Source organism: Streptomyces sp. I05A-00742, assembly GCF_013055795.1.
Lineage (GTDB): Bacteria > Actinomycetota > Actinomycetes > Streptomycetales > Streptomycetaceae > Streptomyces.
The window spans coordinates 161,628-188,123 of the sequence record NZ_JABETO010000012.1; the positions used below are offsets into that span (position 1 = coordinate 161,628).

The window sequence follows — 26,496 nt, forward strand, 5'->3', positions numbered from 1 at the left end:
CCGCAGAGGCATCCGCCGCACGAGCACCCCCGGCGCCGGGCCGGCCCGGCTACCCGGCCGCCGCGTACGCGTCGTACTCCTCCTCGCCCAGCGGCAGCAGGCCGGCGCCACGCTCATACTCCGTGCGGGCCGTCTCCAGCAGCCTGCGCCAGGACGTGACCGTCGGCCTGCGGCGGAGCAGTGCCCGCCGCTCCCGCTCGGTCATCCCGCCCCACACGCCGAACTCGACGCGGTTGTCGAGCGCGTCGGCAAGGCACTCGGTGCGGACCGGACAACCGGTGCAGACCGCCTTGGCCCTGTTCTGCGCTGCGCCCTGAACGAACAGTTCATCCGGATCGGTAGTGCGGCAGGCAGCCTGCGCACTCCAGTCGGTTACCCAGCCCATGCTGGCGCCGTCCTCTCCCGAATTGAGGCTCCCCCACGGCGGCAGCGGCATATTCACCGTTGCCAGTTGAGGACGTTACGGAAGCAGGACAGGGGGCAACACCCCCTTCGGGCCCAATCTTGAATGGCCCGAACGGACTATGCGTACGCGGCAGATCACCCAACGGAGTGAGCTGGCGACATCAGCGACTTTCCAGGACAGATCCGGGCAGTCCACTCTTCTCGCACAGGACAGCCAGGAACACACGCGGCAATACGGACACACCTCATCACCTACAGGAGTGAAGGCACAGGTGATGCTGAAAGAGACCGCAGTGGCTGGCGTAAAACAGCGTAGGCGAACACACGGGCGTCTGTCCGCCGAATGAGAACGTAGGCTTTCCTTCATGGCTATGAAGCGCTCGGGCGGGGGGTCCTCAGGGGCCCAGCAGGCCGCAAAGTTCCTCGGCGTCAGCGTTCTCTCCGGAGTCCTGCTGGCCGGCCTCGCTCTGCCGGCCATCGGTGCGTTCGGGCTGGCGGCCAAGGGGACGGTCGAAGGGTTCGACGAACTCCCCGCCAACCTCAAGACGCCGCCGCTCAGCCAGCGCACGATCATCCTCGACTCCGAGGGCGGGGAGATAGCCAAGGTCTACTCCCGCGACCGCACGGTCGTACCGCTGACCCGCATCTCCCCTTATATGCAGAAGGCCATCGTCGCCATCGAGGACGCGCGCTTCTACGAGCACGGGGCGGTCGACCTCAAGGGCGTGCTCCGCGCCCTCAACCGCAACGCCCAGTCCGGCGGCGTCTCCGAGGGCGCGTCCACCCTCACCCAGCAGTACGTCAAGAACGTCTTCGTCGAGGAGGCCGGCGACGACCCCGAGAAGGTCGCCGTCGCCCAGCAACAGACCATCGGCCGCAAGGTCAAGGAGCTGAAGTACGCCATCCAGGTCGAGAAGGAGCTCGGCAAGCAGCGCATCCTCGCCAACTACCTGAACATCACCTTCTTCGGGCAGCAGGCGTACGGCGTAGAGGCCGCCGCCCAGCGCTACTTCAGCAAGCACGCGAAGGACCTCACCCTCGGCGAGTCCGCGCTGCTGGCCGGCATCGTCCAGTCGCCCAGCCGCTTCGACCCGGTCAACGCGCCGAAGGAGGCCGTCAAGCGGCGGAACCTGGTCCTCCAGCGCATGGCCGACCTCAAGAACATCACCCCCGCGCAGCTGGCCGCCGAGAAGGCCAAGCCGATCAAGCTCAACGTCAGCCGCCCCAAGAGCGGCTGCATCACCGCCGTCAACGGCGCGGGCTTCTTCTGCGACTACGTCCGCCAGGTCTTCCTCCAGGACCCCGCCTTCGGCAAGACGAAGGAGGCCCGCGCCAAGCGGTGGAACGAGGGCGGCATGACGATCCGCACCACCCTCGACCCGCAGACGCAGAAGTCCGTCCAGAAGTCGATCAGCGACCACGTCTACCAGGGCGACTCGGTGGCCACCGCGATCTCGATCGTGGAGCCGGGGTCGGGCAAGGTACTGGGCATGGGGCAGTCGAAGCCGTACGGCTTCGGCAAGAACCAGACGCAGATCAACCTGTCGGCCAACCACGACATGGGCGGATCGACGTTCGGCTTCCAGCCGGGCTCCACCTTCAAGCCCATCATCGCGGCGGCGGCGCTGGAGGAGGGCAAGTCGGCGAACCAGAGCTACTCCTCTCCCTACAGCATGCCGTACCCCGACATCTCGACCTGCAAGAGCACCTGGAAGAACGACGGCTTCGAGGTCAGCAACGAGAACCGGAGCGAGGTCGGCCCGTACGGGATGGCGGAGGCGACCGCCAAGTCCGTCAACACCTACTTCATCCAGCTGCTGGAGGACATCGGCCTCTGCCCGGCGGTCAAGATGGCGGACAAGCTGGGCCTCGGCCTCGCCCCGAAGAACCAGGTCCCCGCGATGGCCATCGGCGGCTCCCAGGGCATGGCCCCGCTGAGCATGGCCGCCGCCTACGCGGCCTTCGCCAACCGGGGCACGTACTGCACCCCCGTCCTCATCACCTCCGCGACGGGCCCCAACGGCAAGCCGCTGAACGTTCCGAAGTCGCAGTGCTCGCGTGCCATGTCCGAGGAGACCGCCGAGACGATCAACACCCTGCTCAAGGGCGTGGTCGAGGACGGCACGGGCAAGGAGGCGGGCCTCGGCGGCCGGGACAGCGCGGGCAAGACCGGTACGACGGACGGCCGCAAGGCCGCCTGGTTCGTCGGCTACACCCCGAACATGGCCGGTGCCGTGTGGGTCGGCGGGGCCGGCGACGAGGTGCCGATGGAGGACATCACCATCGGTGGCGTCTACCACGCCCAGGTCTACGGCGGTGACACCCCCGGTCCCATCTGGCGCGATGCCATGAGCGGAGCGCTGGAGGGCAAGTCCGCGCCGACCTTCGACATGGTGCCGGGCATCGACACCGGCTCCAGCAAGGCGGACAAGGACGGGAAGGGCAAGAAGGGCGGCGGCAAGAAGGGCGACGGCAAGAAGGGCGACGGCAAGGGCAGGCACGGCAACAAGCCCGGGAAGCCGAACAAGCCGGGCCGCGACCACTGAGGCAGTCGGCACCGGTGAGCGAAAAGGGGCCCGCCCGGACCTGAACGGTCCGGGCGGGGCCCTTTCGTCTTCCTTAAGAGAGCTTCTTCAAGAGAGCTACTGCTTCCTCAAGAGCTGCCGCTTCCTTAAGAGAGCTGCCGCTTGACCTCGGCGGACACACGGCCGCCCTCGGCGCGGTTCCCCACCTTCGGCTTGACGATCTTCATCACGGCACCCATGGCCTTCGGCCCCTCGGCCCCGCTGCCCTTCGCCTCGGCCACGGCCTCGGCGACCAGCGCGGTCAGCTCGTCGTCCGACAGCTGCTGCGGAAGGTACGTGGCGAGCACCTCGCCCTCCGCCCGCTCCCGCTCGGCGGAGTCGGCACGGCCGCCCTTCGCGAACGCGTCCGCGGCCTCGCGGCGCTTCTTCGCCTCGCGCGTGATCACCTTCAGGACCTCGTCGTCGGAGAGCTCACGGGCCTGCTTGCCCGCGGTCTCCTCGTAACCGATCGCGGAGAGGGTGAGACGGAGCGTGGCGGAGCGCAGCTCGTCGCGCGCCTTGATGGCGGCGGTGAGGTCGTTCTGGAGCTTTGCCTTGAGGGTGGTCATGGCGCAATCTTCGCATCCCGCCCCGGCTCGCGCCGCGCATTAACGGGCGCACGCGGCCGGGCGCCGCTCGCACCCGCGCGGCGCGCACAACTCCCGCTTCCCGCCGGGCCCGTGGCACGGTCGCCCACCGCGGTCTGCGACCATGGCCGTATGCGCGCGCGATACGCAGTACCCCTGGGAATCACAGCAGCCGGCGCGGCGGGCATCGCCTACGCCGCCGGCTTCGAGGTCCGCTCCTTCCGGCTCCGGCGGGTGACCGTACCCGTCCTGCCGCCCGGAATGCGGCCGCTGCGGGTGCTGCAGGTCTCGGACATCCACATGGTGAGCGGACAGCGCAAGAAGCAGCGCTGGCTGCAGTCCCTCGCCGGCCTGCGCCCCGACTTCGTCATCAACACCGGCGACAACCTCTCCGACCCGGAGGGCGTCCCCGAGACGCTGGACGCGCTGGGCCCGCTGATGCAGTTCCCCGGCGCCTACGTCTTCGGCTCGAACGACTACTACGGGCCCAAGCTGCGGAACCCGGCCCGCTACCTGTTCGAGAAGGCCAACGGACGGCACGGCCTCAACGGCAACGCCCCGGCGGTCGGCGTGATCCACAACCCGTGGGAGGGGCTGCGGGACGCCTTCGACAAGGCCGGCTGGGTCAACCTCACCAACACCCGCGGCCGGATGAAGATCGACTCCCGCGAGATCGCGCTCACCGGGCTCGACGACCCGCACATCAAGCGCGACCGCTACGACGCCGTCCAGGGCGGCCCCGAGCAGGACGCGGATTTCTCGCTCGCCGTCGTCCACGCCCCCTACCTGCGGGTCCTCGACGCCTTCACGGCCGACGGCTACCCCTTGATCCTCGCCGGCCACACCCACGGCGGCCAGCTCTGCATCCCCTTCTACGGGGCACTGGTCACCAACTGCGACATCGACACCCGCCGGGTCAAGGGCCTCTCCACCCACCGCGCCGGCGGCCACCGCTCCTACCTCCATGTCTCGGCCGGCTGCGGAACCAACCGCTACACCCCCGTCCGCTTCGCCTGCCCCCCCGAGGCCACCCTCCTCACCCTCACCCCCCACGACTGACCCACCCGCGCCCGCCCCCGCCCGCCCCCCGGACGTGCAGGCACCCCCCGCCCCACCCCCGCGGCCCCTCACCTGCACGTCCCCCAGAAACCGGATTTCGCCTCCCGGCCCCGGTCCGCTAAAGTAGAGCTCGTTGCAGCGGGGTGTAGCGCAGCTTGGCAGCGCGCTTCGTTCGGGACGAAGAGGTCGTGGGTTCAAATCCCGCCACCCCGACTTGGTTGCACCAGGTCAAGGCCCTGATCTTCATCGAAGATCAGGGCCTTGACTCGTTTTGGAGATCATCCGGGAGACATCCGGGGAGATCAAAGGGGCGGACTCGCCGTCCGCTGCGAGTCGGGTGATGCCCATCACACCGCCGTGAGGCCCCTGCCCCTCCGCAGGAAGGGCTCGCCGCGCACCACGTCAACCCGTGGGTTGAGGCACAGATCAACCCCTGCTCAACCCGCGGGCCGACGATCGGCGGGCGCGGTGCGAGGAGCCTTGGTGCTGTGAACACCACCGATTACATCGTCAATGGCATCCTCATCCTGCTCGTCGTACGCCAGGTCCGTGGCAGCCGCCTGGACCTGATCAACCTGATGCTCCCGGTGGTGCTGGTCAGCGCCACCACGGTGTACTACCTGCGGTCGGTGCCGACGGAGGGCAACGACCTCGTTCTCGAGCTGGTGCTGGCCGGGGCGGGGGCTGTTGTCGGAGTGCTCTGCGGGGTCACGACGCACCTTCGGCGGGAGGCTGATGGCGTGCATGCCAAGGCGGGCTTCGCTGCCGCGGCTCTGTGGGTCGTCGGCATGGCGTTCCGGATGGGGTTCGTCTTCGCTCACGATCACGGCGCCGCGGACGCCATCGCCGACTTCAGCCGCACTCATCGGATCACGTCGGCCCAGGCCTGGGTGGCGGCGTTCGTCCTGATGGCGCTGGCGGAGGTGGTGGCACGGCTGGTGGTGATCCGGTATCGCGGCTACCGGTTGGCGTCCGCTGCTGACGGCCGGCCGGTGGCCGTGTGAGGGCCGTGCTCCGGGGGCCGGGTCCGTTCTGCGCCGGTCCGGCCGCTCTTATGCTGTTCGACATGAGTTCGACGCCGTCCGGTGGCCGCCAGGGGGACAGTCCGAGAGTCGCGGAGGCCCGGTCGCGTGCGGCCGAGCGGGCCGCGCGTCAGGGTGCGCGGATGCACCTGGCGGTGTGGGCGGTCATGGCCTTCACCACGGTGTCGGTCGTGCAGGGCCGGCCCCGCCCGGGGGTGACCGGCGAGCGGCTCGTCATCAGCCTGGCGCTGGCCGGGTGCCTGCTGTCGCTGACCCTCGCGGCCCTGGCCCGGACCAGGAAGCCGGAGGCGGCCACCGCCGGGGTGTCGCTGGTCCTGGGCACCGGCGCCAACGTGCTGGCGTTCTTCCAGCCGGGGTCGATGATGGTGGTCCCTGTGTCCACCGCAGTGGCGATACTCTTCGCGCGCTTGCGGCCGCGAATCGCCGTTCTGCCGGCGGTGGCCCTGACCGTGGCGCTCACGGCCATCACCGTCCGCGTCAGCCCGTCCCAGGACGCGCTCAAGGACGGGGTGGCCGGCGCGTTGCTGTGTGGGGTACTCGGCGCGGTCTACATGTTCGCCCGCCAGGCCAGACTGCGGCACGACCAGGCCGAACTGCTGCTCGCCGAGCTGGAGGACTCGCGTGAGGCGCAGGCGCGTGCCGCTGCCGTCGCCGAACGCACCCGGATCGCCCGGGAACTGCACGACGTCCTGGCGCAATCCCTGTCCGCGCTCTCCGTGCAGCTGGAGGGCGCCCGCAAGCTCGCCGAACGCGACCGGGTCGACCCGTTGCTGCGCCAACTGATCGTACGCAGCGGCGAACTGACCCGGGAGGGCCTCTCCGACGCGCGGCAGGCCGTCGCCGCGCTGCGCGGGGACGACGCCCCCATGGCCGACCAGCTCACCGCCCTGGTCGGCCGGTGCCGCCGCGACCTCGCGCTGCCGATCACGCTGTCGGTGACCGGGCAGCCGCGGACGCTGCCGCCCGAGGCGAACCTCGCGCTCTACCGGGGAGCACAGGAGGCACTCACCAACGCGGCCCGGTACGCGCCCGGTTCGCCCACCACCGTAGAGCTGCACTACACGCCGCGGGCCACCACGCTGACCGTCTCGGACCAGGGCCGGGCCGCGGACGCGGGCTCAGACGACAGTGGCGCCGAAGCATGGACAGGCGGCGGGAACGGTCTGCGGGGCATGCGCGAGCGCATCGAACGGGTCGGCGGCCGCACCCGTGCCGGATCCGCCGGACAGGGTTGGACCGTGGAGATGGAGATACCGGCGTGAACGATTCCGTGGCCCCCATCAGGGTGCTCGTCGCCGACGACCAGCGGGTGACCCGCGAGGGCCTGACGCTGCTGATCGGCCTCAACGCGGGCATGGAAGTCGTGGGCGCCGCGGCCGACGGCGCGGAGGCGGTGACGCTGGCCCACGAGCACCGCCCGGACGTCGTACTGATGGACCTGTCAATGCCCGGCACGGACGGCATCGCCGCCACCCGGACGCTGCGCGAGGAAGCCCCGGACATCGCCGTGCTGGTGCTGACGACCTACGCGGACGACGCGTCGGTCTTTCCCGCCCTGCGGGCGGGGGCGAAGGGGTACCTCACCAAGGACGCGGGCGCGGACGAGATCGAACGAGCGATCCGGGCCGTGCACGCGGGCCGGATCTGGATGGACCCGGTGGTGCAGGAGCGTCTGATCGCGGCCGTCACCTCCGACCTGCCGCCACGGCCCGGAACGGCCGGGAGCACTGCCGCGCCGCCTGCCCCAGCCTCCGCGACCGCCGCGCCTCAGCCCGTTCAGCCGACGGATGACGCCCCGGCCCCTCCGCCGGAGCGGCTGACCGCCCGTGAGACGGAGATCCTGACGCTGATCGCGGAGGGGCTGTCCAACACCGAGATCAGCGACCGCCTCTTCCTCAGCCGCGCCACGGTCAAGACGCACATCAACCGCATCTTCGCGAAGACCGGAGCACGTGACCGCGCCCAGGCCGTCCGCTACGCCTACCGCTCAGGGCTGGTGGACTGAGGAGCGCAACAACCGGCCGGTGAATGGCAGGTAGGCCCGCTCAGCTCCCCAACTGCTTACGAAGCTGGGCCTGAAAACCGAGCAGATTCGGGTTCGCGGAATTGCGGTCCAGCCATGTCATGGTCACCTTCGTCCGCAGATCGACGTCTCCGATCTCGACCACGGCCAGCTCACCGCGGTCGGCCCGAGCGCGCACCGAAACCAGGGGCAGCAGCGCGCATCCCATGCCGGCCGCGACGCAGGCGCCGAGCGTGCCGATGCTCGACACCTCCGCGATCGGCTCCTTCGCTGCCTCCCCCACGAAGACGCTGTCGAACATCTCGCGGAAGCCGCAGCCCCGCTCGGTGGCGAGGAAAGGTTCCGGCATGAACTCGGCCAGCCGCGCCCGGCCGGCTCCGGCCATTGGGTGCCCGGGCGGCACGATGACCGCCAGGGGCTCCTCGGCCAGCGTCTCCGAGCGCAGGGAGGGGTCGGCCGGTGCGTCGCCGAAGGTCAGGCAGAGGTCCAGGTCTGCCCGGCGTACCGCCTGGTACAGCTCGCCGCGGTTGTGCAGCCCCACCCGTACCCGTGCCTGCGGGTGCAGCGCGCGGTAGTGCGTGAGCACCGGCGGGAGCATGTGCAGGCTCAACGTCTCCAGTGTGCCGACCGCAAGTTCCGTGCCGGGTTGCGAGACTGCGAACCGTGCTTCTTCGAGCAACGTGAGTATCTGCTCGGTGTACCGGTAGAGCACCGCTCCCTGGGGAGTCAGCCGCACCCTGCGCTGCGAGCGGTCGAGCAGGACCACTCCGAGTTCGAGCTCCAGCGACTGAATCTGCTCGCTGACGCTGGATTGCGCATAATGCAGCTCCTTCGCCGCCTGCGTGACGCTGAGCGTCCGCGCGACAGCCTCGAACGCCCGAAGGTGCCTCAACTCCACGCGCTGCCACTCCTCTTTGCGATCCATCGGCTGCTCCGATGATAGCCATCGGGAATTCCCGTGGCCATGGCCCTCAATTCACCTTCCCCGCCCGGTTGAATGAATTTCCCGCCACCCAGGAAACAGGTTCGGCGGCAATGGATCCCACCCTGATTCCAGGAGAACTCATGGCAATGCAGACGGGAAACCACACCGTCGTCGAGCCGGTCCGTCCCGCCAAGCCTTCACGCACACTGCTGATCGGGCTCTCGCTGGGGTACTTCATGGTCCTGCTGGACATGACGATCGTCTCAGTGGCACTCCCCTCCATCTCCCGCTCGCTGCATGTCGACTTGAGCGGCCTGCAGTGGGTCACGAACGGCTACACCATCACCTTCGCCGCACTGCTGCTCACCACGGGCTGGCTGTCGGACCGTTTCGGCGGGCGGCGCGTGTTTCTCTGGGGGCTCGTCGCGTTCGGGACGCTCTCCGGCATATCGGCTGCCGCGTCCGATCTGACCACCCTGGTCGTGCTGCGGCTGGCCCTGGGCATCGCCGGCGCACTGCTGCTCCCGGCGTCCCTCGCAGTGATCACCCACGCCTGTACCGGCCCTGCCGAGCGCGCCCGCGCCGTTGGCTCCTGGGCAGCGATCACGGGCGCGGCGCTGGCTGCGGGGCCGGTGGTCGGCGGTGTCCTGACCGAGGCCGTCGGCTGGCGGTCGATCTTCCTGATCAACGTGCCACTGGCGCTGGTCAGCCTGGTCATCACCGCCCGGCTGGCGCCGGAGACCGTGCGCAAGCCACGCGGCGGACTGGACCTCACCGGGCAGGTCAGCAGCGTCATTGCGCTTGGTGCCCTGGTGTACGGGCTGATCGAGGGGCCGGTCAAAGGCTGGGCCGCCGCCGATGTGCTGATTGCCTTCGCGGTGACCGTGATGGCTGCGGCGGTCTTCGTCCGCGCCGAACTGCGGGCCGGCGACGCGGCGATGCTGCCGCCGCGGATGTTCGGCGACCGCGGTCTCTCGGCCGCGCTGCTGGCGGGGCTGATGGCCAACTTCGCCCTTTCCGGGCTGCTCTTCGTGCTGTCGCTGTTCTTCCAGGAGAGCCGCGGTTACTCCTCGTTCGGCGCCGGTCTGGCCTTTCTTCCACTGACCCTGCCCACCGCCATCAACCCGATCTTCACCGGGCGGCTGGTCGGCAGGATCGGCCCGCGCCGCCCGGCCACCGTCGGGTTCGCCCTGATGGCCGTCGGGGCGCTGGTGCAGGCGCCGTTCACCGGTCGTTCGGCGCTCGCGCAGGCGGCCACGGTGGTGGGGCTGACGCTCTTCGGATTCGGGGTCTCTTTCGTGTTGCCCGCCCTGGTCGCAGGGGTGTCCGGCTCCGTCCCGGCGGAGTTCGCCGGCATCGGTGCGGGGACGCTCAACTCCGCCCGGCAGGTCGGTGGATCGCTCGGGGTTGCCGTCCTCGGCCTGGTCCTCGGATTGGCCTCGACGAGTGCCGCCGGTACGCGCTTTTCGCTGGTCATCGGTGGAGTGGTGGCGTTGCTCGGTGCGCTCGTCTCCGGCTCGGCGCTCCGTGGGCGCCCGTCCGTGCAAGGGCGCTGAGGCCGGGCGGCCAGGGGCTAGTCGTGCAGCAGGGTTCGGCATACGCGAGTGAAGCCGTCGAGGCGGTCGGCGGACTCGCCGTTGTGCTCTTCTGCGGAGTCCCAGTAATCGGCCCGCGTCTCGTCGTCAACGCCCGGGGCGAGGGTCAGTGCCAGGCAGTTCGCCCATTGCGAGAGGCTGCCGATCAACTCCCAGGCGGCGGTCGAAGCCTCGTCCGGCCCTTCGAGAGCGACCAGAGTGACGGGGGTGAGGAGGCTGCCGGCAGCTGATTCGAAGGCGGAGACGCGTTGTCCGGCGGACGGTTCCCGTTCAAGGACGGCGGTGTGGGCGGCGTCTCCGACGGATATGGCTTCCGTGGCCTTCACGATCAGTTGGCTGTAGGCGTCCCGGCGCGACTGCCGTCGCCACTGGTCGTGCTGGTTCCGGCGCTGGCTATGGCCTGCGAGCCGGGTCGAGGCGATTGTGCCGAACACCCCGAGCAGGGCGCCCGCGATCGTGCCGATGATGCCGATCAACCCGTCGCCCATGGAGGCAACTTACGCCTCCTCCTGATCGGTCACTTGGTGCGGCGGTCGCCGGTCTCTTCCTTCTCCAGGGCGACCAGCAGGTCCGCCAAGGCGGGCAGCGCGTGGTCGACGGCTTCGCGGCTCCGGGGCGGGAGGGCGTCGAGGGCTCGGCGGAGGGCGGCGGTGCTGGTGCGGTCGTAGCGGTCGAGCATGTCGAGCGCGCGGGGGGAGGCGGAGAGGTGGACGGTGCGCAGGTCGGTGGCGGAGGGGGTGCGTTCGACCAGGTCGGCGGCGGTCATGGTGCGGACGAGGTTGCTGATCGTGGAGGGTGCGGCCCGTAGACGTACGGCGGCCTCGCGTGGGGTCACGGTGCCGGTCTCGGCGAGGACGCGCAGCAGCTCGATCTGGGCCTCGGGGAGGTCGGGGAGACCTTCCGAGCGGCGGGTGCGCAGCACGGCGCGGCGCAGGGGGCCGAGGAGCCGTCCGAGCTCTGTCGCGGTGTCCATGGCTCCATTGTGCCCGGGTAGATAGTTTTGCTTCAAATATGTTTTGCTGCAAAATGAAACCGACTGTTCCATCACGACGTATCGCCTCAGGAGGCACACCGTGACTTCCCCCGTCGACCTCGCCCCGCCGCAGGACCTCTCCGGGATCGTCGGCCACCGCTTCGTCTACACGTACGCCAACGGCTGGCAGTACGAGATGTACGTGAAGAACGACCGGACCATCGACTACCGGATCCACAGCGGCCATGTCGGCGGCCGGTGGGTCAAGGACCAGACGGTCGACCTCGTGCAGCTCGACGAGGACAGCTACAAGGTGTCCTGGACCGAGCCCACCGGCACGTCGGTCGCCGTCAACGTCATGCCCGGCAAGCGCCGCCTGCACGGCGTGATCTTCTTCCCCGACTGGATCCGGCAGCACGGCGAGCGGACCGTCTGCTACCAGAACGATCACCTGGACGAGATGCGCGCCTACCGCGACGCGGGTCCGACGTACCCCATCTACGTGGTCCCGGAGTTCGCCCGGATCACGCTGTCCGAGTACGTGGGCGTGGACGACGACTCGGTCGTCTCCGTCGCTCCCGGGGAGCTTCCGGAGGGCTGGGCCGACCGCGTCGGCTGATCACCTCCCGCCTGGAGTGGCCGTGGCTGTGGCCGGGGCCGGGGCCTGGGCCGCCGCCGTCATGCCGGCTCCTTCGCCTCCGGGTTGAGGAAGGTGAACATCGTGTCCGGGTCGATCCGCGCCCACGCCACGTCCTTCAGCCATTCGTCCCACGACGCCCTCCCGTGCAGTTCGACCAGGAAGTTCTCCAGGGCCGGATCCTCCGCCGGTGCCACCCGAACCGCCTTGCCGTGCACGGTGATCTGGAGCCGCTGGCCGTCGAAGACGGTGGCGCTGACCGCCGGGCGGGCGCGGATGTGACGTATGCGGACGGAGTCCGGGCCGGAGCCGAAATAGAAGCGGCCGCGGAAGAAGTGCCCGTCGACGGGGCCGACGCGGGGATCACCCGTGGCACCGGCGGTCGCCAACGCCATGATCGTGATGCCGTCGAGCGCGGCCACGACGCCGGCCGCGTCCAGGCGGCGGTCCTCGCCGATGATCCTGCGCAGATGCGGGCCCGCCCCGGCGTAGCTGTCGTCGAGCAGGCGCTGGAGAGCCGTCATGTCCTCCGGTGTCTCGTACATGTCCCCACTATGAGTCTCGCCACTGACACGGAACGGCGACAGGCCCGGTGAAGGCCGCAGGGGCGGCCGTTAACCGCCCGATGGGGTCACGGAGTTGTCCACAAGCGGCCGGTTGTCCACAGACTCGACGCCCCGCGGACTGGATGTCGGTGGTTCGGCGCAGAATGGGGTCATGACTGAGAGCAACGGGGCCCTGCGGGGCGACGAGTCCATGCCCGACTGGGAGAAGCGCTTCCGGGCGCCCCGCACGGGGCTGCCCGGATGGGCGGAGGAGGCGCCGGATCGTTCGCTGTTCACCTCGAATGCGACGGGCACCTACGAGGTGTACGCGTGGGACCGGGCGAGCGGTGAGCGGCGGCAGGTGACGGACCGCCCCAACGGCACCACGGGCGGGGTACTGACGCCGGACGGCGAGTGGATCTGGTGGTTCTCGGACACGGACGGCGACGAGTTCGGCGTCTGGATGCGGCAGCCGTTCCACGGCGGCGAGGACGAGCCGGCGGTTCCCGGCCTCGCCCCCTCCTACCCCGGCGGGCTGGCCCTGGGCCGGGACGGCACGGCGGTCGTCGGCCGGTCCACGGACGCGTCCGGCTCGTCGGTGCACGTGGCCCGGCCCGGCGCCGAGCCCGTGGAGATCTACCGGCACGACCAGTCGGCGGTGGTCGCCGGGCTGTCCCACGACAGCTCGCTGATCGCGATAGAGCACACCGAGCACGGTGACGCCATGCACTCGGCCATCCGGATCCTCCGCGTCGACGGCACGACCGTCGCCGAGCTGGACGACACGCGCGGCGGCACCGAAGAGCTCGGGCTGGCGGCGATGGCCTTCTCCCCCGTCCCGGGTGACGCGAGGCTGCTCGTCGGACACCAGCGGCGCGGCCGCTGGGAGCCGATGCTGTGGGACGCGGCCACCGGCGAGGAGACCGAGATCTCCATCGACCTCCCCGGCGACCTGGAGGCGGACTGGTACCCCGACGGTTCCGCCCTGCTCGTCGGGCACAGCCACCACGCCCGCGGCGATCTGTGGCGCTACGACCTGGCGGACGGCGCCCTGACCCGCCTCGACACGCCTTCCGGAACGGTGTCCGGAGGCATGGCGCGGCCCGACGGGACGGTGGAATTCCTCTGGTCCTCGGCCGAGAAGCCGCCCGTCGTCCGGTCGACGGCCGGACACGTCGTCCTCGAACCGCCGGCCGGGGCGGACGGCGTGATCCAGGCACCCGATTCCGTTCCGGTCAGCGACATATGGGTGGACGGACCCGGCGGCGCCGTCCACGCGCTGGTGCAGAAGCCCGCGGGCGAGGGTCCCTTCCCGACGGTCTTCGAGATCCACGGCGGGCCGACCTGGCACGACAGCGATGCCTTCGCGGCGGGCCCGGCGGCCTGGGTCGACCACGGCTTCGCGGTCGTCCGCGTCAACTACCGGGGCTCCACCGGCTACGGTCGGGCATGGACGGACGCCCTCAAGCACCGCGTCGGACTCATTGAGCTGGAGGACATCGCGGCCGTCCGCGAACACGTCGTCGCCTCGGGGCTCGCCGACCCGGAGAAGCTGGTCCTGTCGGGCGGCTCGTGGGGCGGATACCTGACCCTGCTGGGCGTCGGCACCCAGCCCGACGCCTGGACCGTGGGCCTCGCCGCCGTGCCCGTCGCGGACTACGTCACCGCCTACCACGACGAGATGGAGGCACTGAAAGCCCTCGACCGCACCCTGCTCGGAGGCACCCCGGAAGAGGTGCCGGAGCGCTTCGCCGCCTCCTCACCCCTCACCTACGTGGACGAGGTCCGGGCGCCGGTCTACATCTCGGCCGGCGTGAACGACCCCCGCTGCCCCATACGCCAGGTGGAGAACTACGTGCGGCGGCTGGAGGAGCGCGGCCACCCGCACGAGGTCTACCGGTACGACGCCGGCCACGGCTCGCTGGTCGTGGAGGAGCGGATCAAGCAGCTCCGGCTGGAGATCGCTTTTGCGGAGCGGCATCTGGGTCTCCGGGACGAGCGCCCGGAGCACCGGAGCCCCGCTCCGGCGTGATCCCCGACTCCGAGGTGCCCCCCGGTGCCGCCGCGAGGCCGGGTTCCGGCGCGAGGCCCAGTGCCGCGTCCCGCGCGGCCTCGGCCTCACGGCGGAACAGCCGGAACCACATGAAGAGCACGAAGCCGACGAAGACGAACCACTCGCCGGTGTAGCCGAGGTTCTGGAACGCCTTGAGGTCCAAGCCGCTGTTGGGCGGGGCGGCCGGGGGCACCGGGGTCAGGGGGGCGGGCGCGTCCGTCGCCGTGATCCAGGCGTCGTACACCCCGTACGGGAGGACGTTGACCAGCGAGGCCGCGCTGATCACGCCCAGCTGCCCGGTGGGCAGGCCGCCGGACGTGTGCACACCCTTGGACGTCGCGCTCTCCGACGACTGGAGCGCACCGGAGACGGTCACCCGCCCGGTGGGCGGGGCGGGGATCTTGGCGGTGTCGGCCTTGGAACCGACGTCACCGGGCACCCAGCCCCGGACGACCGGAAGCGCCTTGCCCTCGTCCGTGCGGAGCGGCGTCAGGACGTAGAAGCCCTTGCGCTCGTCGAGATCACGGTCGGGCACGAGCAACTGGTGCCCGGCGTCGTACCGGCCGGTGGCGGTGGCCTTGCGCCCCGAGGTCTCCGTCGTCACCGGAAGCAGCTCGCCCAACGGCGTGGCGGCGGCGCTCCGCGCCTCGTCGGCCTGGTCCTGCTGCTCACGGTGCGAGTCCACACGGGTCTCGAAACGGCCGAGCTGCCAACTGCCCATGAAGAGGCAGAAGGGGATGGCAAGCACGGCGAAGACGTTGATCGCCCACCAGCGAGGAGTCAGCAGGAACCGATACACACCCCCACGGTACGGGGAACGCGGAGCGTGACGGGAGGCGGCCCTGCGGTTCGACCAGTCCCGGAAAGCCGTGCAGGCGGGGCACGGGGGCGGGGCGCGCCCTTCCTCGGGAGGACATCCGACGGTAGTCGTCCGGGGTGGGGATGCGGGGGTGGGAATGCGGGGGGGGTGGGAGTTCTGGGGTGGGGTCGGGGAGGGGCGGGGGAGGGGGGAGGGGGGAGGGGGGAGGCCCCCCGGGAGTGTGCGAAGTTCGTGGTGTGCGGAGGTCGAGCGGTACGACGACAACGCCACCCCCCACCTGCCGCCCCTCTACCCCGGCGGAGCGGCCGCCGGCAACGCACCCGTGTGGTACACCGTTCCGGCGCAGGCGTCCGGTATCCGGGCCTCCGCCGCGGCCGGTTCGCCGGCCATCGGGGTGTTGGTGAGGGTGACGCCGCTCGCCGGGGCCGGCGAGGCGGGTGTTCCGGGTGTGGGTGCCACGGCGGCGGGCGGTGAGGGCGTCTGCGGGGTGACGGGCGCCGCACCGGCGCTTCCGCCGCCCGTCGTCGAGGAGGCGCCGGCGCTGGGTGCCGGCGTCGTGCCGCCACCGTTCTTGGTACAGCCGGCCTTTCCACCGTCCGCGGCCGGGACCCAGGCGAACTTCACCTCGTACGCCTGCCCCGGCCGGAGGACCACCGCGCGGGGCGAGCGCCCCGGATCGGGCAGACCCGCGGCCGGGTCGCCGACCATGTGATCGACGACGGAGATGCGGGACTTCTGCGCACCGTTCCCGGCCCGGGCGACGACCGCTCCGGGGCCGGTCACGGCGCAGATCGCCCGCGAGACGTTGACGACGCGGAAGGCGCCGTAGACCCGGCCCGCGGCATCGGCGGCCCCCACCTGGCCGGAGCCCTTGCCGAGCTGCGCGCGGTCGCACGTCGGAGCGGCGGCGCTGAGTGTGACGCCGGGGCCGGGTGTGGCTCTGCCTCCGGTGTCGCGGGGCTCGCTGGGGGCCACGCTCTCTTTCGGGGTGCTGCCGCTGGTCGGCTGTTCGGCCCGGTGGTCACCGCGGGCGGCCGTGCCGCCCTGGGACCGCCCGGTGCCGCCCGGGCCGCCGTCGTGGCTCAGGTCGTCGATCTTCTCCTCGGCCTGTCGGTGGTTGCTCGAAGCGTTCGCGGGACGGTCGTCGGGGTCGGTGACCCCCACGGTGTCGGCGACGTGCATGAGGGCGGGCAGCGCCGCGCTCACAAGCACCACGGCCGCCACCGCGCCGCCCAGCGCCTGGCGCCGGCGCGTGCGCCGGGCGGGCACAGCGCGCCGCAGGTGCTCCAGAGCGTCGTCGGAGGGCTTGAGGTCCCCGACGGCTCCTTGCAGCATCCGCCGCAACGCCTGCTCGCTCAGGTGGGACGGCAGGTCGGAGGGCGGGCCGGAAGGCGAGTCGGAGGGCGAGTCGGAGGGCAGATCCGAAGGTTGTTCTCTCCGGCCGGACATCGCCTCTCCGCCACCGTTGAATGCCTGTTCGCCCCGCCCCGACGCCGGCTCACCGACGCCGAAGATCCAGTCACCTCGGCCGGACGCCTGCTCGTCGAGGCCCGAGTGGGCCGGGACGTCGCGGTGATCACCGGAGTCGACGTCCGGACGGCCGGGGCCCCCGGGACCAACAGATCCAACGGGACCCACATGCCCTACAGGACCCTCATGCCCTACAGGCCCCACAGGACCAACGGGCCCGGAATGACCGTGCCCCTCGCCGTGACGGCCGTCATGACGACCGTCGTCACGACCGCCGTCACGACTGTCGCGGCGGCCGTCGAATCGGCCGTCGCCCGGATTGCGGTGGTTCATGCCGGAGCCTCCATGGCGACACGGAGCGCGGCGATGCCCCGTGAGCCGTACGCCTTGACCGAGCCGAGCGAGAGTCCCAGCACTTCGGCCACCTGGGCCTCGGTCATGTCGGCGAAGTACCGCAGGACGAGCACCTCGCGCTGCCGACGCTGCAGGCCGCGCATCGCCTTGATCAATTGGTCTCGCTCCAGCTGTTCGTACGCCCCCTCCTCGGCGCTCGCCATGTCGGGCATCGGCTTGGAGAGCAGCTTGAGACCCAGGATGCGGCGGCGCAGCGCGGAGCGGGACAGGTTGACGACAGTCTGCCGCAAGTAGGCCAGGGTCTTGTCCGGGTCGCGGACCCGGTTGCGCGCGGAATGCACGCGGATGAAAGCTTCCTGCACGACGTCCTCGCAGGACGCGGTGTCGTCCAGGAGCAGGGCGGCCAGGCCGAGCAGCGACCGGTAGTGCGCCCGGTAGGTCTCGGTGAGGTGATCGACGGTGGTGCCGGCGGCCATCGTCGCGTCAGCGCTGGACGGCAGGGCCTGCTGTGCCTCCTGGTGGTTCGCAGACTGCGCGGACGGTGGGAGCGCGGTCACCGGCGCCTGCGTCCCGGTCGACTGGGCGGGTATCCGGTCCGGTGCCTGGGCAGAGGCGGAATCCGAAGGCGCGGAAGGAGCGGCCGGAGCGGAGGCGGAAGCCGCCCCCGGAACGGAGGACCAGGGAGACATCACCGGCATACCGCCCGTGCCGCGCGTACGCGGGCGCGCGGCGGCGCTCCCGCGCCTCGGGACCGTTGCGATGCTGATGACCTCTGCCACGCCTGTTGGACACGCTTCCCCCCATCAGGGTTGTACGCGCTCGGCACCTCGGCCGTCGACGTGTCACGGACCGCCGCGCCATGTGCCGTCATGCGTACCAGCCCTCCCTCATGCCGCGAAACGCCCTGACCCCCGGCCGCCTTGAGCGAAGGCGGCAAGCAGGCCCCCGCCGGGCAGCCGGTGCCGGCATCGCTTCCATACCACCGCCATTCGCGGTGAACGGAAAGCGCAGAAACGGGAAGCGCATACTCGAACGGAACGTCCGCGCAGTTCAAGGGGCCTGGACCAATGGCTTGATCACAGAACCTTCACACGTTCCCAGTATTGCGGAGCACCCGTCCCCGCCGCCATGAGTTCGGACGATCCGGAGGGCGGGTCCGGGCGCCACCGAAAGGGAGCGCCCGGCTCCGAACACAGGCCGCCGGACAGGAAGTTAGGGCGAACGAAAGGCACACATCCGCCATCTCGCCCACAATCCCCGCCCAGTTGGGGCAACCGCCCCGGCCGTGGACGACCAGGACGGCACCAAGTCGGGCCGGTTCAAAAGCCGGGCCGGACCCCGGACCCGGACCCCGGACCGTCAGCGCCCGGTGCCCCCGTAGACGACCGCCTCGTCCGTGTCGCTGTCCAGGCCGAACGCCGTGTGAACGGCGCGGACGGCCTCGTTCACGTCGTCGGCGCGCGTGACGACCGAGATGCGGATCTCGGAGGTCGAGATGAGCTCGATGTTCACGCCCGCGTTCGACAGCGCCTCGAAGAAGGACGCCGTGACGCCCGGGTTCGTCTTCATGCCCGCGCCGACCAGCGAGATCTTGGCGATCTGGTCGTCGTAGCGCAGGTGCTCGAAGCCGACGCGGCCCTTGGTCTTCTCCAGCGCCTCGATCGCCTTGCGGCCCTCGGTCTTCGGCAGGGTGAAGGAGATGTCCGTCAGACCGGTGGCCGCCGCCGAGACGTTCTGCACCACCATGTCGATGTTGATCTCCGCGTCCGCGATCGCCCTGAAGATCGTCGCGGCCTCGCCCGGCTTGTCGGGCACCCCGACGACCGTGACCTTCGCCTCGGACGTGTCGTGCGCGACACCCGAGATGATCGCCTGCTCCACCGGCTGACCTCCTGGAGGCTCGTTGCTCACCCATGTGCCCTTGAGCCCCGAGAAGGACGACCGCACATGGATCGGGATGTTGTAACGGCGCGCGTACTCCACGCAGCGGTGCAGCAGCACCTTGGAACCGGAGCTCGCCAGCTCCAGCATGTCCTCGAACGAGATCCACTCGATCTTGCGCGCCTTCTTCACCACGCGCGGGTCGGCGGTGAACACCCCGTCGACGTCCGTGTAGATCTCGCAGACCTCGGCGTCCAGCGCGGCGGCGAGGGCGACGGCAGTGGTGTCCGACCCGCCCCGGCCCAGCGTCGTGATGTCCTTCTTGTCCTGGGACACGCCCTGGAAGCCGGCCACGATCGCGATGTTGCCCGCGTCGACCGACTGCTGGATGCGCCCGGGCGTGACATCGATGATGCGCGCCTTGTTGTGGACCGAGTCCGTGATGACCCCGGCCTGGCTGCCCGTGAACGACTGCGCCTCGTGCCCGAGGTTTTTGATCGCCATCGCCAGCAACGCCATGGAGATGCGCTCTCCGGCGGTCAGCAGCATGTCGAACTCTCGCCCGGCAGGAATCGGCGATACCTGCTCGGCGAGGTCGATCAGCTCATCCGTCGTGTCACCCATCGCGGAAACCACGACGACGACCTGGTGGCCGTTCTTCTTGGCTTCAACGATTCGCTTGGCAACCCGCTTGATGCCTTCGGCATCCGCAACGGAGGAGCCTCCGTACTTCTGCACGACAAGGCCCACGTGCGCTCCTCGCAGCTCTGTGTAATGCGGTCGGCTCAGTCTAACGAGCGGCGGGATTCGGCCACGGGGGAGCCGCATGGTGAGACGTCTCCGCCCGTTTCCGGACACAGTCGCGGGACGGGCGGGAAGGGCCCCTGAAGGGTTCCGGGAGCGCCCCGGATGAGCCCCTTACGGGAACTCCGGGGCGCCTCCTCCGGAAGGAACGAGAGTTCTTGCGGCGCGCGTCCCCTAGCGGACGTAGTTCTTCAACCGGTCGGTCTCCAACGTGATGCCGACCGGGGCGGGAATTTCGACCGTCTCCCCGTACGCGTACGAGCACCTGCTCCGGTACTTGCCGTCCTCGGGGTCGCTGTAGACGGTGACGACGCACTCGTCGCGGTCGATGAGCAGGTAGACCGGAATGGCTGCGGCGGCGTACCCGTCGCGCTTCTCCCGTTGATCCCTACGGTCGGTGTCGCCGTCGTGAGAGGTCACTTCGACCGTCATCAGAACGCCGTCCGGCTCCGCCCACTCCCCCTGCCCGGCGAAGTGGTCCTCGGGCACGAGCACGCCGTCCGGGCGGGCGCGACCGGCGCGGTAGCCCTCAACCTTCAGCCCCTGTTCCGGGTACAGGCGCACGTCGGGACGCTGCTGCAAGCACCGTTCCAGGAGCCACATGATGATCGCCCCGTGATCCCCGTCCGGCACCGGCTTGACCTCTAGCTTTCCGTGAATGAATTCCAGGCGCACGGTCTCTGGTGCTGCGTGCGCAATCTGTTCGAACTCTTCGACGCTCATCTGGGGCCGGCCGGCGGCGCTGGGTGTCATGGTGTCGCCTCCTCGCCCCCATGGTGCCCTTACCGGGGCGTCCTGTGTGACAGTCACTCGGCTGTGACCTCCTTGGATCCTTCCGATCGGTTCTCGGATGAGGGGCCGGGAAGGGCCGCGGGGCGCGGGCCGGGGCGCAGCTCGGGGCGGTGCTTGAGCCGGACGCCCGCCAGGGCGCGGAGGTGGTCGACCCGTCGCTGGACGTCCTCCGGCTGCGGCTCGGGTTCCTCCGGCGGCGGGCCGGCGAACGTCTCGGGGACGCCCACCAGGGGCGCGCACGCCGCACAGAGGCCCGCGCCCGCCTCCGTGGCCGCGTCGGTTCCGTAGCAGTTGGTACAGACGATGTAGCTCCTGACGACGATCTCGTCCCCACTGTTCACCACAGGCTGGTACGGGAGCGGGCGGAACGGGATGGGTGGCATTTTGTCCTCCAGTCGTCTGCGCACGAAAGCGGCGGGGCAATAGACCTGCGGCGGCAGTCCGCCCGTCAGGGACGCCACCAGTTGCTCCCTCGTCACACGCCTGTGCAGCCACTCGGTGGCGAGCGGTTCAAGCGCGGAGCAGTCGGCGGCGGACAGGGTCACGCGCGGATCCGTCAGCCCGAGCGAGGCGAGGGCGCGGTACGCGCGTGAGGGGCGCGCGGTGGGCGGGTGCGCCTCGAGGACGGCTTCGGGGGTGGGGTTGGGGGCAGGGTCGGGGTGTCGTGCGGGACTGGTGTCCCGGAAGGGTTCACGCTCCCGTACGGGGTCGGCATCCCCGACGGGCTCGGGGTCCCCTACGGGCTCGGGGTCCCCTACGGGATCCGGAACCCCTACGGGCCCGGCGCCCTCTACGGGATCGGCATCCCCGACGGGGGCGGGACCCCGTACGGGCCGAGGGCCGAACTCAGGGCCCGGCTCCGGACGGGGTACGAGCTCCCGGGCGCCCCCCGCGGGCAACATGCCCTCCTCCACGCGCTCCCACCACTCCCGCGAGCGGGCCGTCCGGGAGAAGAACGTGTACGTGACCCAGCGCGAACCTCGCTCCCCGATCACCTGTACCTGCTTGCTGCTCAAGTGCCCTGACATCACCAGGTTCTTGAGCGCCGTGCGGCACGCGGCCTGGCCGTGGTTCGGCAGCACCTTCGCCAGCGTCTTGGCGTCCATCGCCGCACCCTCCGGGAGGCGGTCGATGAACATCGCGATCGACGCCTCACGTGCGGGCAGATGTGCGAAGTCGCCCGGCGCGGGCGGCAACTGGTCGGGCGCCTCGCGCTTCCCGAACCCCGGGTTCGCCCTGGGGTGTGCGGGGGTGGGCATGACAGCACTAACATGGGCGGCAGCCACAGATCGAGTCCTGTTCGATCTCGTCGGTCAGACCCCGGACCCGGTGTTGGTAGCACCGACCGGGGTCGTTTCTTGCTGCGAACGCTAGAGGGTTACCACCCACCGTTGCAAGCTGATCACGATGGGTCATCTCCCTTGTGGTATACGCGCGTTACCGCGCGGGTGTGCACGCGGGAGAGGGTGGGAGGGTGGGAAGAATCCCACCACCCATTCCTTACAGAGAGCACTCGGGTCTCGGAGCTCGGATTCCCGAAGCTTGAGCCCCAGCCGTGAAGTTGAGGAAAGCGGCCCAGGCCGCTGATTGCACTTCGAGCTTCGGGCCAACCTTGGACTTCGAGTCCCGGACGAAGACGGATCGGCAGGCGAGTGCGGTGGTCACCTCGACGCAGTCGCCCCCTTCGTCTCCACTGTGGTGAGATTTCCGCCAAGAACCAGCTGCTCCCACACACGCATCGTGACCGTCTCCACCGCATCTGACGTTCTGTCGGCAGAAGGCGGCTTCCACACACTCCCCTCCCTCATCACCGCTGTAGCTGGACTTTCGCCAGGCCAGGGCAACCTCGACGCAGGCTTCGCCACCCTCATCGCTGTAGCTCGACTTGAACCAATTCAGAGGCCCACCTATCTCAGCAAGGCTGTTCATAGCTCTCCTAGAACCGTCTCCAAGAAACTCACCGTGTCCTCAGGGGTGAGAGCCTGCGAGCGCAGAATCCCGTAGCGCATGTTCAAGTCCGAGACGTCTTTGGGTTCAGACAGCAGGACACTGCCCTTCTGCCCTTCGAAATAGGCCAACCGCCGCTGATCACGCGTCTCCAGCACGTAAAGCGGCCCGGCTAGGCACGCATGGCTCTCCCTGCGCGTCAGCATGACCTGAACATCGACGTTACGCAGCTCTGAGAGCCTCAACAAGTACTCAACCTGCCCACGCATCACCTGGCGACCACCAAGGGGCCGTTCCAAGGTGACTTGCTCCAGCACGACGCTGATGACGGCAGCAGGGCTCCGATGAAGCAACTGTTGCCGTTCCATTCGCGCCGCCAAGCGCCGTTCGACCTCGTCGTCGTCAAGCAACGGACGCCCACTTCGGAACACCGCCCTCGCGTAGTCCTCAGTCTGGAAGAGCCCGGGCACCACATGGTTGTGGTAGATACCCAGAAAGGCTGCGTCGGCCTCGTGTCGAGCGTAATCCTCGAACCAATCCGGGAATTTACTCCGCTCAATATGCCGAGCCGCCTCCCTCAACAACCCACCCGCCCCGCACAGTTCCTCAGCCGCCTCCACCAACTCCGGCGGCGGCACCCGCCGCCCCTGCTCCACGGAGCACACCGTGTCCAGCGAGTACCCGGCCGCCTCCGCCAACTGCTCCCGGCTGACGCCGGCGATGCGGCGCCATCCCTGGAGCTGGCTGCCGAACATCCGCATGGACGCGGACTTCGCCTGCCTGTTCCCGGACATATGTTCGCTCCCCTCCCCCGGCTCTTCCCCGGTGGCCGCGCCTCACACTCGTACGGGGACGGGCACCGTCCGGGTCCGCCACGTACAGTGCCCGTCCCCCGTACGTACACCGCGCGGGAGTACGCGCCCGGTCACTGATCAGCGTAGGCAGGATCACGCATCGTGGTCGGTGTGAACGAGGAGATTCCCCCGGTCGGGCCGCGCGGTGTGCGCGGCGGCCCGGATGCCGCAACGAAAGCCCTTCCCTACCGCCCGAGTTGGGTGCCCCGCTGGGGGCATCACCTGTGGCGCTGTGGGGTGCACTTCGATGTGCTGCGGATGTACGGGGAGCGGGGTGAGGCGACGGTGCGGAGGCTGGTGGTGAACGTGGGCGAGCGGGCGGGGCCGGTGGTGGGGGAGGCGACGGGGTTCCGTTGGACGTACTTCCTGCTGGCGCCGGGGACGGCGCGGGAGCACGTGTGGCCGGTGGACGTACAGCGGTACGCGGGTCCGCGTACGGTCGTCTACATCGGCGTACCGGCGCTGCAGGGCAACACGTGGCCGCTCGGGTGGTCCTCGCGGCCTACGCGGGACGCTCCGTTCGTCGATCCCGGGGAGCTGCTGAGGGCGCTGTCGGAGTGCCCGGTTCCGCCACCGCCGGGGCCGACTCCGTGGTGAGGGCGCCGAAGACGCGCAGTACCCACCGGTCGAGGTGGGTGGCGAAGTCTGCCGCGGAGGTGAGGTCGGGTGTCGGGAGCACGCCGCAGTCGGCCAAGTCGAAGAAGTCGATGTCGGCCCGGCCGCCCCGGTAGAGGCACACCTGCAGTTCGCTGTCGGACGGGCCGGTGAGGACGATGCCGAGCGAGTCGGGGTCGTGGACCGACGACCGGTCGGTGAGGAGCGGTTGCGGCCAGGGCGCGGCCGCGTCCCGCCAGGTCGGCCGCCCCGGCACGAGCCCGGCCGCCCGCCAGCGCGGGACGCGCTCGTCCACCAGGGCGGCCGCCTCGTCGAGGTCCACGACCACGCCGTCGGAGTCCACGGTCAGAGCGAGCGCAGCCGCGCGGCTCCGCCGATCTCGGCGGCCATGACGCGTCCGGCCTCCTCCTCCAGCTGCTCCTCGGTGCCGACGGCGTCCGTGTCGAGGCCGTCGAGTTCGTCGAGCGGCTGGTCGAGGCGGACGTGGGCGACGAGGGACTGGAGGGCGCGGAGGCAGGCGGAGGCGGTGGGGCCCCAGTTGGAGAGGTAGGAGAACTGCCACCACCACAGGGCCTCGCTGACGCGGCCGTCGCGGTAGTGGGCCATGCCGTGCCGCAGGTCGGTGATGATGTCGGCGAGGTCGTCGGAGATCCGGCAGGCGACGGGGGCGCTGCGCGGGACGTACGGGTCGAAGACCTCGGAGTAGACGTCCACGGGGTCGAGGAGCCGGGCGAAGCGTTCGCGGAGCACGTCGACGTCGGGCTCGGGGCCCACGTCGGGCTCGTAGCGCTCGTCGGGCAGGAAGTCCTCGTGGGCGCCGAGCCGGCCGCCGGTGAGGATGAGCTGGGAGATTTCCAGCAGCAGGAACGGCACGGCGCTGTCCGGTTCATCGCCGCGGGACACCTCGGTGACGGCGACGATGAAGCTCTCGATCGAGTCGGCGACGGAGACGACGAAGTCGTCCGGTTCGCGCTTGGCGTCATGGAGCGTTGCGTCAGACATCGAGAAGTCGTCTCCCTTCGAAGGCACGCCCGAGCGTGACCTCGTCGGCATATTCCAAGTCTCCGCCCACAGGCAGCCCGCTGGCGAGCCGGGTGACTTTGAGTCCCATCGGCTTCACCATGCGCGCCAGGTACGTGGCCGTGGCCTCGCCCTCCAGATTGGGGTCGGTGGCGAGGATCAGCTCGGTGACGGCACCGTCCGCGAGCCGGGCCAGCAGCTCGCGGATGCGCAGATCGTCGGGGCCGACGCCCTCGATGGGGCTGATGGCCCCGCCGAGGACGTGGTAGCGACCGCGGAACTCACGCGTCCGCTCGATGGCGACGACGTCCTTGGGCTCCTCCACGACGCAGATGACGGCCGGGTCGCGGCGCGGGTCCTGGCAGACCCGGCACCGCTCCTCCTGCGCCACGTTGCCGCAGACGGCACAGAACCGGACCTTGGCCTTGACCTCGGTCAGGGCGTGGGCGAGGCGACGGACGTCGGTCGGCTCGGCCTGGAGGATGTGGAAGGCGATCCGCTGCGCGCTCTTCGGACCGATGCCGGGCAGCCTGCCCAGCTCGTCAATGAGGTCCTGGACCACGCCTTCGTACACGGATCGAGTTCTCCTTCCGGGGGTTCTGTGCTCGGTGCCAGTGGTGCCGGTGGTGCCGGTGGTGCCGGTGGTTTCGGTGGGGTCAGAACGGCAGGCCGGGGATGCCGCCGCCGCCGAGACCCTGGGCGAGCGGGCCGAGCTTCTGCTGCTGGAGCTGCTGGGCGGCGTTGTTGGCGTCGCGGACGGCGGCGAGGACCAGGTCCGCGAGGGTCTCGGTGTCCTCGGGGTCGACGGCCTTGGGGTCGATGACCAGGGCCTGGAGCTCGCCCGCACCGCTGACCGTGGCCTTCACCAGGCCGCCGCCGGCCGAACCCTCGACCGGGGTCTCCGCCAGCTCCTGCTGGGCTGCGGCGAGGTCCTGCTGCATCTTCTGAGCCTGCTGAAGCAGCTGCTGCATGTTGGGCTGGCCACCACCGGGGATCACGGCTTCGCTCCTGTGCTCTCGCGACTACGGGGACTGCGGGACTGCGTGTACGACGGCGCGCCGTGGGCACGGCTGGACGCCGCGCGGCCCGACGCGGAGTCGGTAGCCCGAGCCTACGTGTTCGCCGGGCGCGGCGCGCCATGCGAGGGCAAGAACGTACGGAGTGGGGGCGCCCGGGGCGCGCGGGGCGGTGATGACGGGCGGACGCGGGGGGCTGTGACCGCTCCTCGCCCCCTCCCCCGTTCCTCCTGCTCCCGCTTTTTCGCCGCTACTCGTTCGCGATCTCCTCGATCACGGTCGCGCCCAGCTCGCGGACGATCAGGTCGTGGCCGGTGAGGGCGGTGTCGTCGAGGTCGGCGTCGTCCTCGGCGGGCATGTCGTCCTCGGGAGCGACCGGCGGGGGCTCGGGCTCGCGGTAGGGCTGCGCCGGGGCGGCAGGCGCGGCCTGGTGCGGTGCTGACGGGCCGGCCGGGGGCTGCGGGGCCTGGGGTGCGGGCGCCGGACCTGCCGCCGCCGGCGCGGCGGCCTGCGG

Annotated in this window: 26 protein-coding genes, 1 tRNA gene and 1 pseudogene; 9 read left to right on the top strand and 19 right to left on the bottom strand. The window is 70.3% G+C overall.

Translation table 11 applies throughout. The features are described from left to right. Positions 1-49: 49 nt before the first annotated feature. Positions 50-385: a WhiB family transcriptional regulator gene (locus HN013_RS14800; protein WP_004939680.1), complete on the bottom strand. Its 336-nt coding sequence runs from the start codon at positions 383-385 to the stop codon at positions 50-52. 385 nt (positions 386-770) lie between these two features. Between HN013_RS14800 and HN013_RS14805 the strand changes: the two genes are divergently transcribed. Then, complete coding sequence (locus HN013_RS14805) at positions 771-2,951, top strand: transglycosylase domain-containing protein (protein ID WP_249375014.1); 2,181 nt, start codon at positions 771-773, stop codon at positions 2,949-2,951. 125 nt (positions 2,952-3,076) lie between these two features. On the opposite strand, the gene HN013_RS14810 is transcribed toward HN013_RS14805, so the two are convergent. Then, the gene (locus tag HN013_RS14810) at positions 3,077-3,538 is read right to left on the bottom strand and encodes a GatB/YqeY domain-containing protein (RefSeq protein ID WP_171166584.1); all 462 of its coding nucleotides are present in this window, start codon (positions 3,536-3,538) and stop codon (positions 3,077-3,079) included. A gap of 150 nt (positions 3,539-3,688) precedes the next feature. On the opposite strand from HN013_RS14810, the gene HN013_RS14815 reads away from it, so the two are divergent. The 5 genes from HN013_RS14815 to HN013_RS14830 all read left to right on the top strand — a co-directional run bounded on the left by HN013_RS14815 (position 3,689) and on the right by HN013_RS14830 (position 7,663). After that, entirely contained in the window at positions 3,689-4,615 is a 927-nt protein-coding gene (locus HN013_RS14815) for a metallophosphoesterase (RefSeq protein WP_171166585.1), read from the top strand. A gap of 139 nt (positions 4,616-4,754) precedes the next feature. Next, a tRNA-Pro gene (locus HN013_RS14820) sits at positions 4,755-4,828 on the top strand. 275 nt (positions 4,829-5,103) lie between these two features. Beyond that, a complete protein-coding gene (locus HN013_RS14825; RefSeq protein ID WP_171166586.1) occupies positions 5,104-5,619 on the top strand; it encodes a hypothetical protein in 516 nt (171 codons plus the stop codon). A gap of 62 nt (positions 5,620-5,681) precedes the next feature. Beyond that, positions 5,682-6,920, top strand: coding sequence for a sensor histidine kinase (locus HN013_RS33000; protein WP_249375015.1), 1,239 nt, complete (start codon positions 5,682-5,684; stop codon positions 6,918-6,920). After that, positions 6,917-7,663, top strand: coding sequence for a response regulator transcription factor (locus HN013_RS14830; RefSeq protein WP_312018605.1), 747 nt, complete (start codon positions 6,917-6,919; stop codon positions 7,661-7,663). Before HN013_RS33000 ends, HN013_RS14830 begins: the two co-directional genes overlap by 4 nt. A gap of 40 nt (positions 7,664-7,703) precedes the next feature. Here HN013_RS14830 and HN013_RS14835 read toward each other — a convergent pair whose 3' ends face one another. Continuing rightward, a complete protein-coding gene (locus HN013_RS14835) occupies positions 7,704-8,606 on the bottom strand; it encodes a LysR family transcriptional regulator (protein WP_212764349.1) in 903 nt (300 codons plus the stop codon). 110 nt (positions 8,607-8,716) lie between these two features. On the opposite strand from HN013_RS14835, the gene HN013_RS14840 reads away from it, so the two are divergent. Beyond that, positions 8,717-10,162: a DHA2 family efflux MFS transporter permease subunit gene (locus HN013_RS14840; protein WP_249375017.1), complete on the top strand. Its 1,446-nt coding sequence runs from the start codon at positions 8,717-8,719 to the stop codon at positions 10,160-10,162. Between the two features lie 17 nt (positions 10,163-10,179). On the opposite strand, the gene HN013_RS14845 is transcribed toward HN013_RS14840, so the two are convergent. Further along, entirely contained in the window at positions 10,180-10,689 is a 510-nt protein-coding gene (locus HN013_RS14845) for a hypothetical protein (protein WP_171166588.1), read from the bottom strand. Between the two features lie 29 nt (positions 10,690-10,718). Then, the gene (locus HN013_RS14850; RefSeq protein WP_171166589.1) at positions 10,719-11,174 is read right to left on the bottom strand and encodes a MarR family winged helix-turn-helix transcriptional regulator; all 456 of its coding nucleotides are present in this window, start codon (positions 11,172-11,174) and stop codon (positions 10,719-10,721) included. 100 nt (positions 11,175-11,274) lie between these two features. On the opposite strand from HN013_RS14850, the gene HN013_RS14855 reads away from it, so the two are divergent. After that, positions 11,275-11,793 carry a phenolic acid decarboxylase gene (locus tag HN013_RS14855; RefSeq protein WP_171166590.1) on the top strand — a complete coding sequence of 173 codons (519 nt, stop codon included), beginning with the start codon at positions 11,275-11,277 and terminating at the stop codon, positions 11,791-11,793. A 59-nt stretch (positions 11,794-11,852) separates the two neighbouring features. Here the strand turns inward: HN013_RS14855 and HN013_RS14860 are convergent, their stop codons facing one another. Continuing rightward, positions 11,853-12,356, bottom strand: coding sequence for a pyridoxamine 5'-phosphate oxidase family protein (locus HN013_RS14860; protein ID WP_171166591.1), 504 nt, complete (start codon positions 12,354-12,356; stop codon positions 11,853-11,855). A gap of 211 nt (positions 12,357-12,567) precedes the next feature. On the opposite strand from HN013_RS14860, the gene HN013_RS14865 reads away from it, so the two are divergent. Continuing rightward, the gene (locus HN013_RS14865; protein ID WP_171166619.1) at positions 12,568-14,388 is read left to right on the top strand and encodes a prolyl oligopeptidase family serine peptidase; all 1,821 of its coding nucleotides are present in this window, start codon (positions 12,568-12,570) and stop codon (positions 14,386-14,388) included. On the opposite strand, the gene HN013_RS14870 is transcribed toward HN013_RS14865, so the two are convergent. The 13 genes and pseudogenes from HN013_RS14870 to HN013_RS14930 all read right to left on the bottom strand — a co-directional run. After that, positions 14,297-15,208 carry an SURF1 family protein gene (locus HN013_RS14870; RefSeq protein ID WP_171166592.1) on the bottom strand — a complete coding sequence of 304 codons (912 nt, stop codon included), beginning with the start codon at positions 15,206-15,208 and terminating at the stop codon, positions 14,297-14,299. The two genes, HN013_RS14865 and HN013_RS14870, sit on opposite strands and share 92 nt — an antisense overlap. 309 nt (positions 15,209-15,517) lie before the next feature. Then, a complete protein-coding gene (locus HN013_RS14875) occupies positions 15,518-16,678 on the bottom strand; it encodes a hypothetical protein (RefSeq protein ID WP_171166593.1) in 1,161 nt (386 codons plus the stop codon). Positions 16,679-17,028: 350 nt separating this feature from the next. Further along, positions 17,029-17,832, bottom strand: coding sequence for a SigE family RNA polymerase sigma factor (locus HN013_RS32370; protein ID WP_171166594.1), 804 nt, complete (start codon positions 17,830-17,832; stop codon positions 17,029-17,031). Positions 17,833-18,412: 580 nt separating this feature from the next. After that, positions 18,413-19,684 (bottom strand): aspartate kinase, encoded by a 1,272-nt coding sequence (locus HN013_RS14885; RefSeq protein WP_171166595.1) that lies wholly within the window; start codon positions 19,682-19,684, stop codon positions 18,413-18,415. A gap of 228 nt (positions 19,685-19,912) precedes the next feature. Beyond that, entirely contained in the window at positions 19,913-20,491 is a 579-nt protein-coding gene (locus HN013_RS14890) for a Uma2 family endonuclease (protein ID WP_171166596.1), read from the bottom strand. Between the two features lie 53 nt (positions 20,492-20,544). Beyond that, positions 20,545-21,789, bottom strand: coding sequence for a MarR family transcriptional regulator (locus HN013_RS14895; RefSeq protein WP_171166597.1), 1,245 nt, complete (start codon positions 21,787-21,789; stop codon positions 20,545-20,547). 241 nt (positions 21,790-22,030) lie between these two features. Then, positions 22,031-22,459: a DUF397 domain-containing protein gene (locus HN013_RS14900; RefSeq protein ID WP_171166598.1), complete on the bottom strand. Its 429-nt coding sequence runs from the start codon at positions 22,457-22,459 to the stop codon at positions 22,031-22,033. Beyond that, complete coding sequence (locus tag HN013_RS14905) at positions 22,456-23,271, bottom strand: helix-turn-helix transcriptional regulator (RefSeq protein ID WP_171166599.1); 816 nt, start codon at positions 23,269-23,271, stop codon at positions 22,456-22,458. The genes HN013_RS14900 and HN013_RS14905 overlap by 4 nt, the downstream gene beginning before the upstream one ends. Positions 23,272-23,833: 562 nt before the next feature. Continuing rightward, positions 23,834-24,289: a hypothetical protein gene (locus HN013_RS14910; RefSeq protein ID WP_212764350.1), complete on the bottom strand. Its 456-nt coding sequence runs from the start codon at positions 24,287-24,289 to the stop codon at positions 23,834-23,836. Between the two features lie 2 nt (positions 24,290-24,291). Further along, complete coding sequence (locus HN013_RS14915) at positions 24,292-24,948, bottom strand: DUF5063 domain-containing protein (protein WP_171166600.1); 657 nt, start codon at positions 24,946-24,948, stop codon at positions 24,292-24,294. Further along, positions 24,941-25,540 carry a recombination mediator RecR gene (gene recR / locus HN013_RS14920; protein ID WP_171166601.1) on the bottom strand — a complete coding sequence of 200 codons (600 nt, stop codon included), beginning with the start codon at positions 25,538-25,540 and terminating at the stop codon, positions 24,941-24,943. Before recR ends, HN013_RS14915 begins: the two co-directional genes overlap by 8 nt. Positions 25,541-25,622: 82 nt before the next feature. After that, the gene (locus HN013_RS14925; protein ID WP_171166602.1) at positions 25,623-25,964 is read right to left on the bottom strand and encodes a YbaB/EbfC family nucleoid-associated protein; all 342 of its coding nucleotides are present in this window, start codon (positions 25,962-25,964) and stop codon (positions 25,623-25,625) included. Positions 25,965-26,232: 268 nt separating this feature from the next. Then, positions 26,233-26,496 (bottom strand): annotated as a pseudogene (locus HN013_RS14930) (DNA polymerase III subunit gamma and tau); the annotation flags it as partial.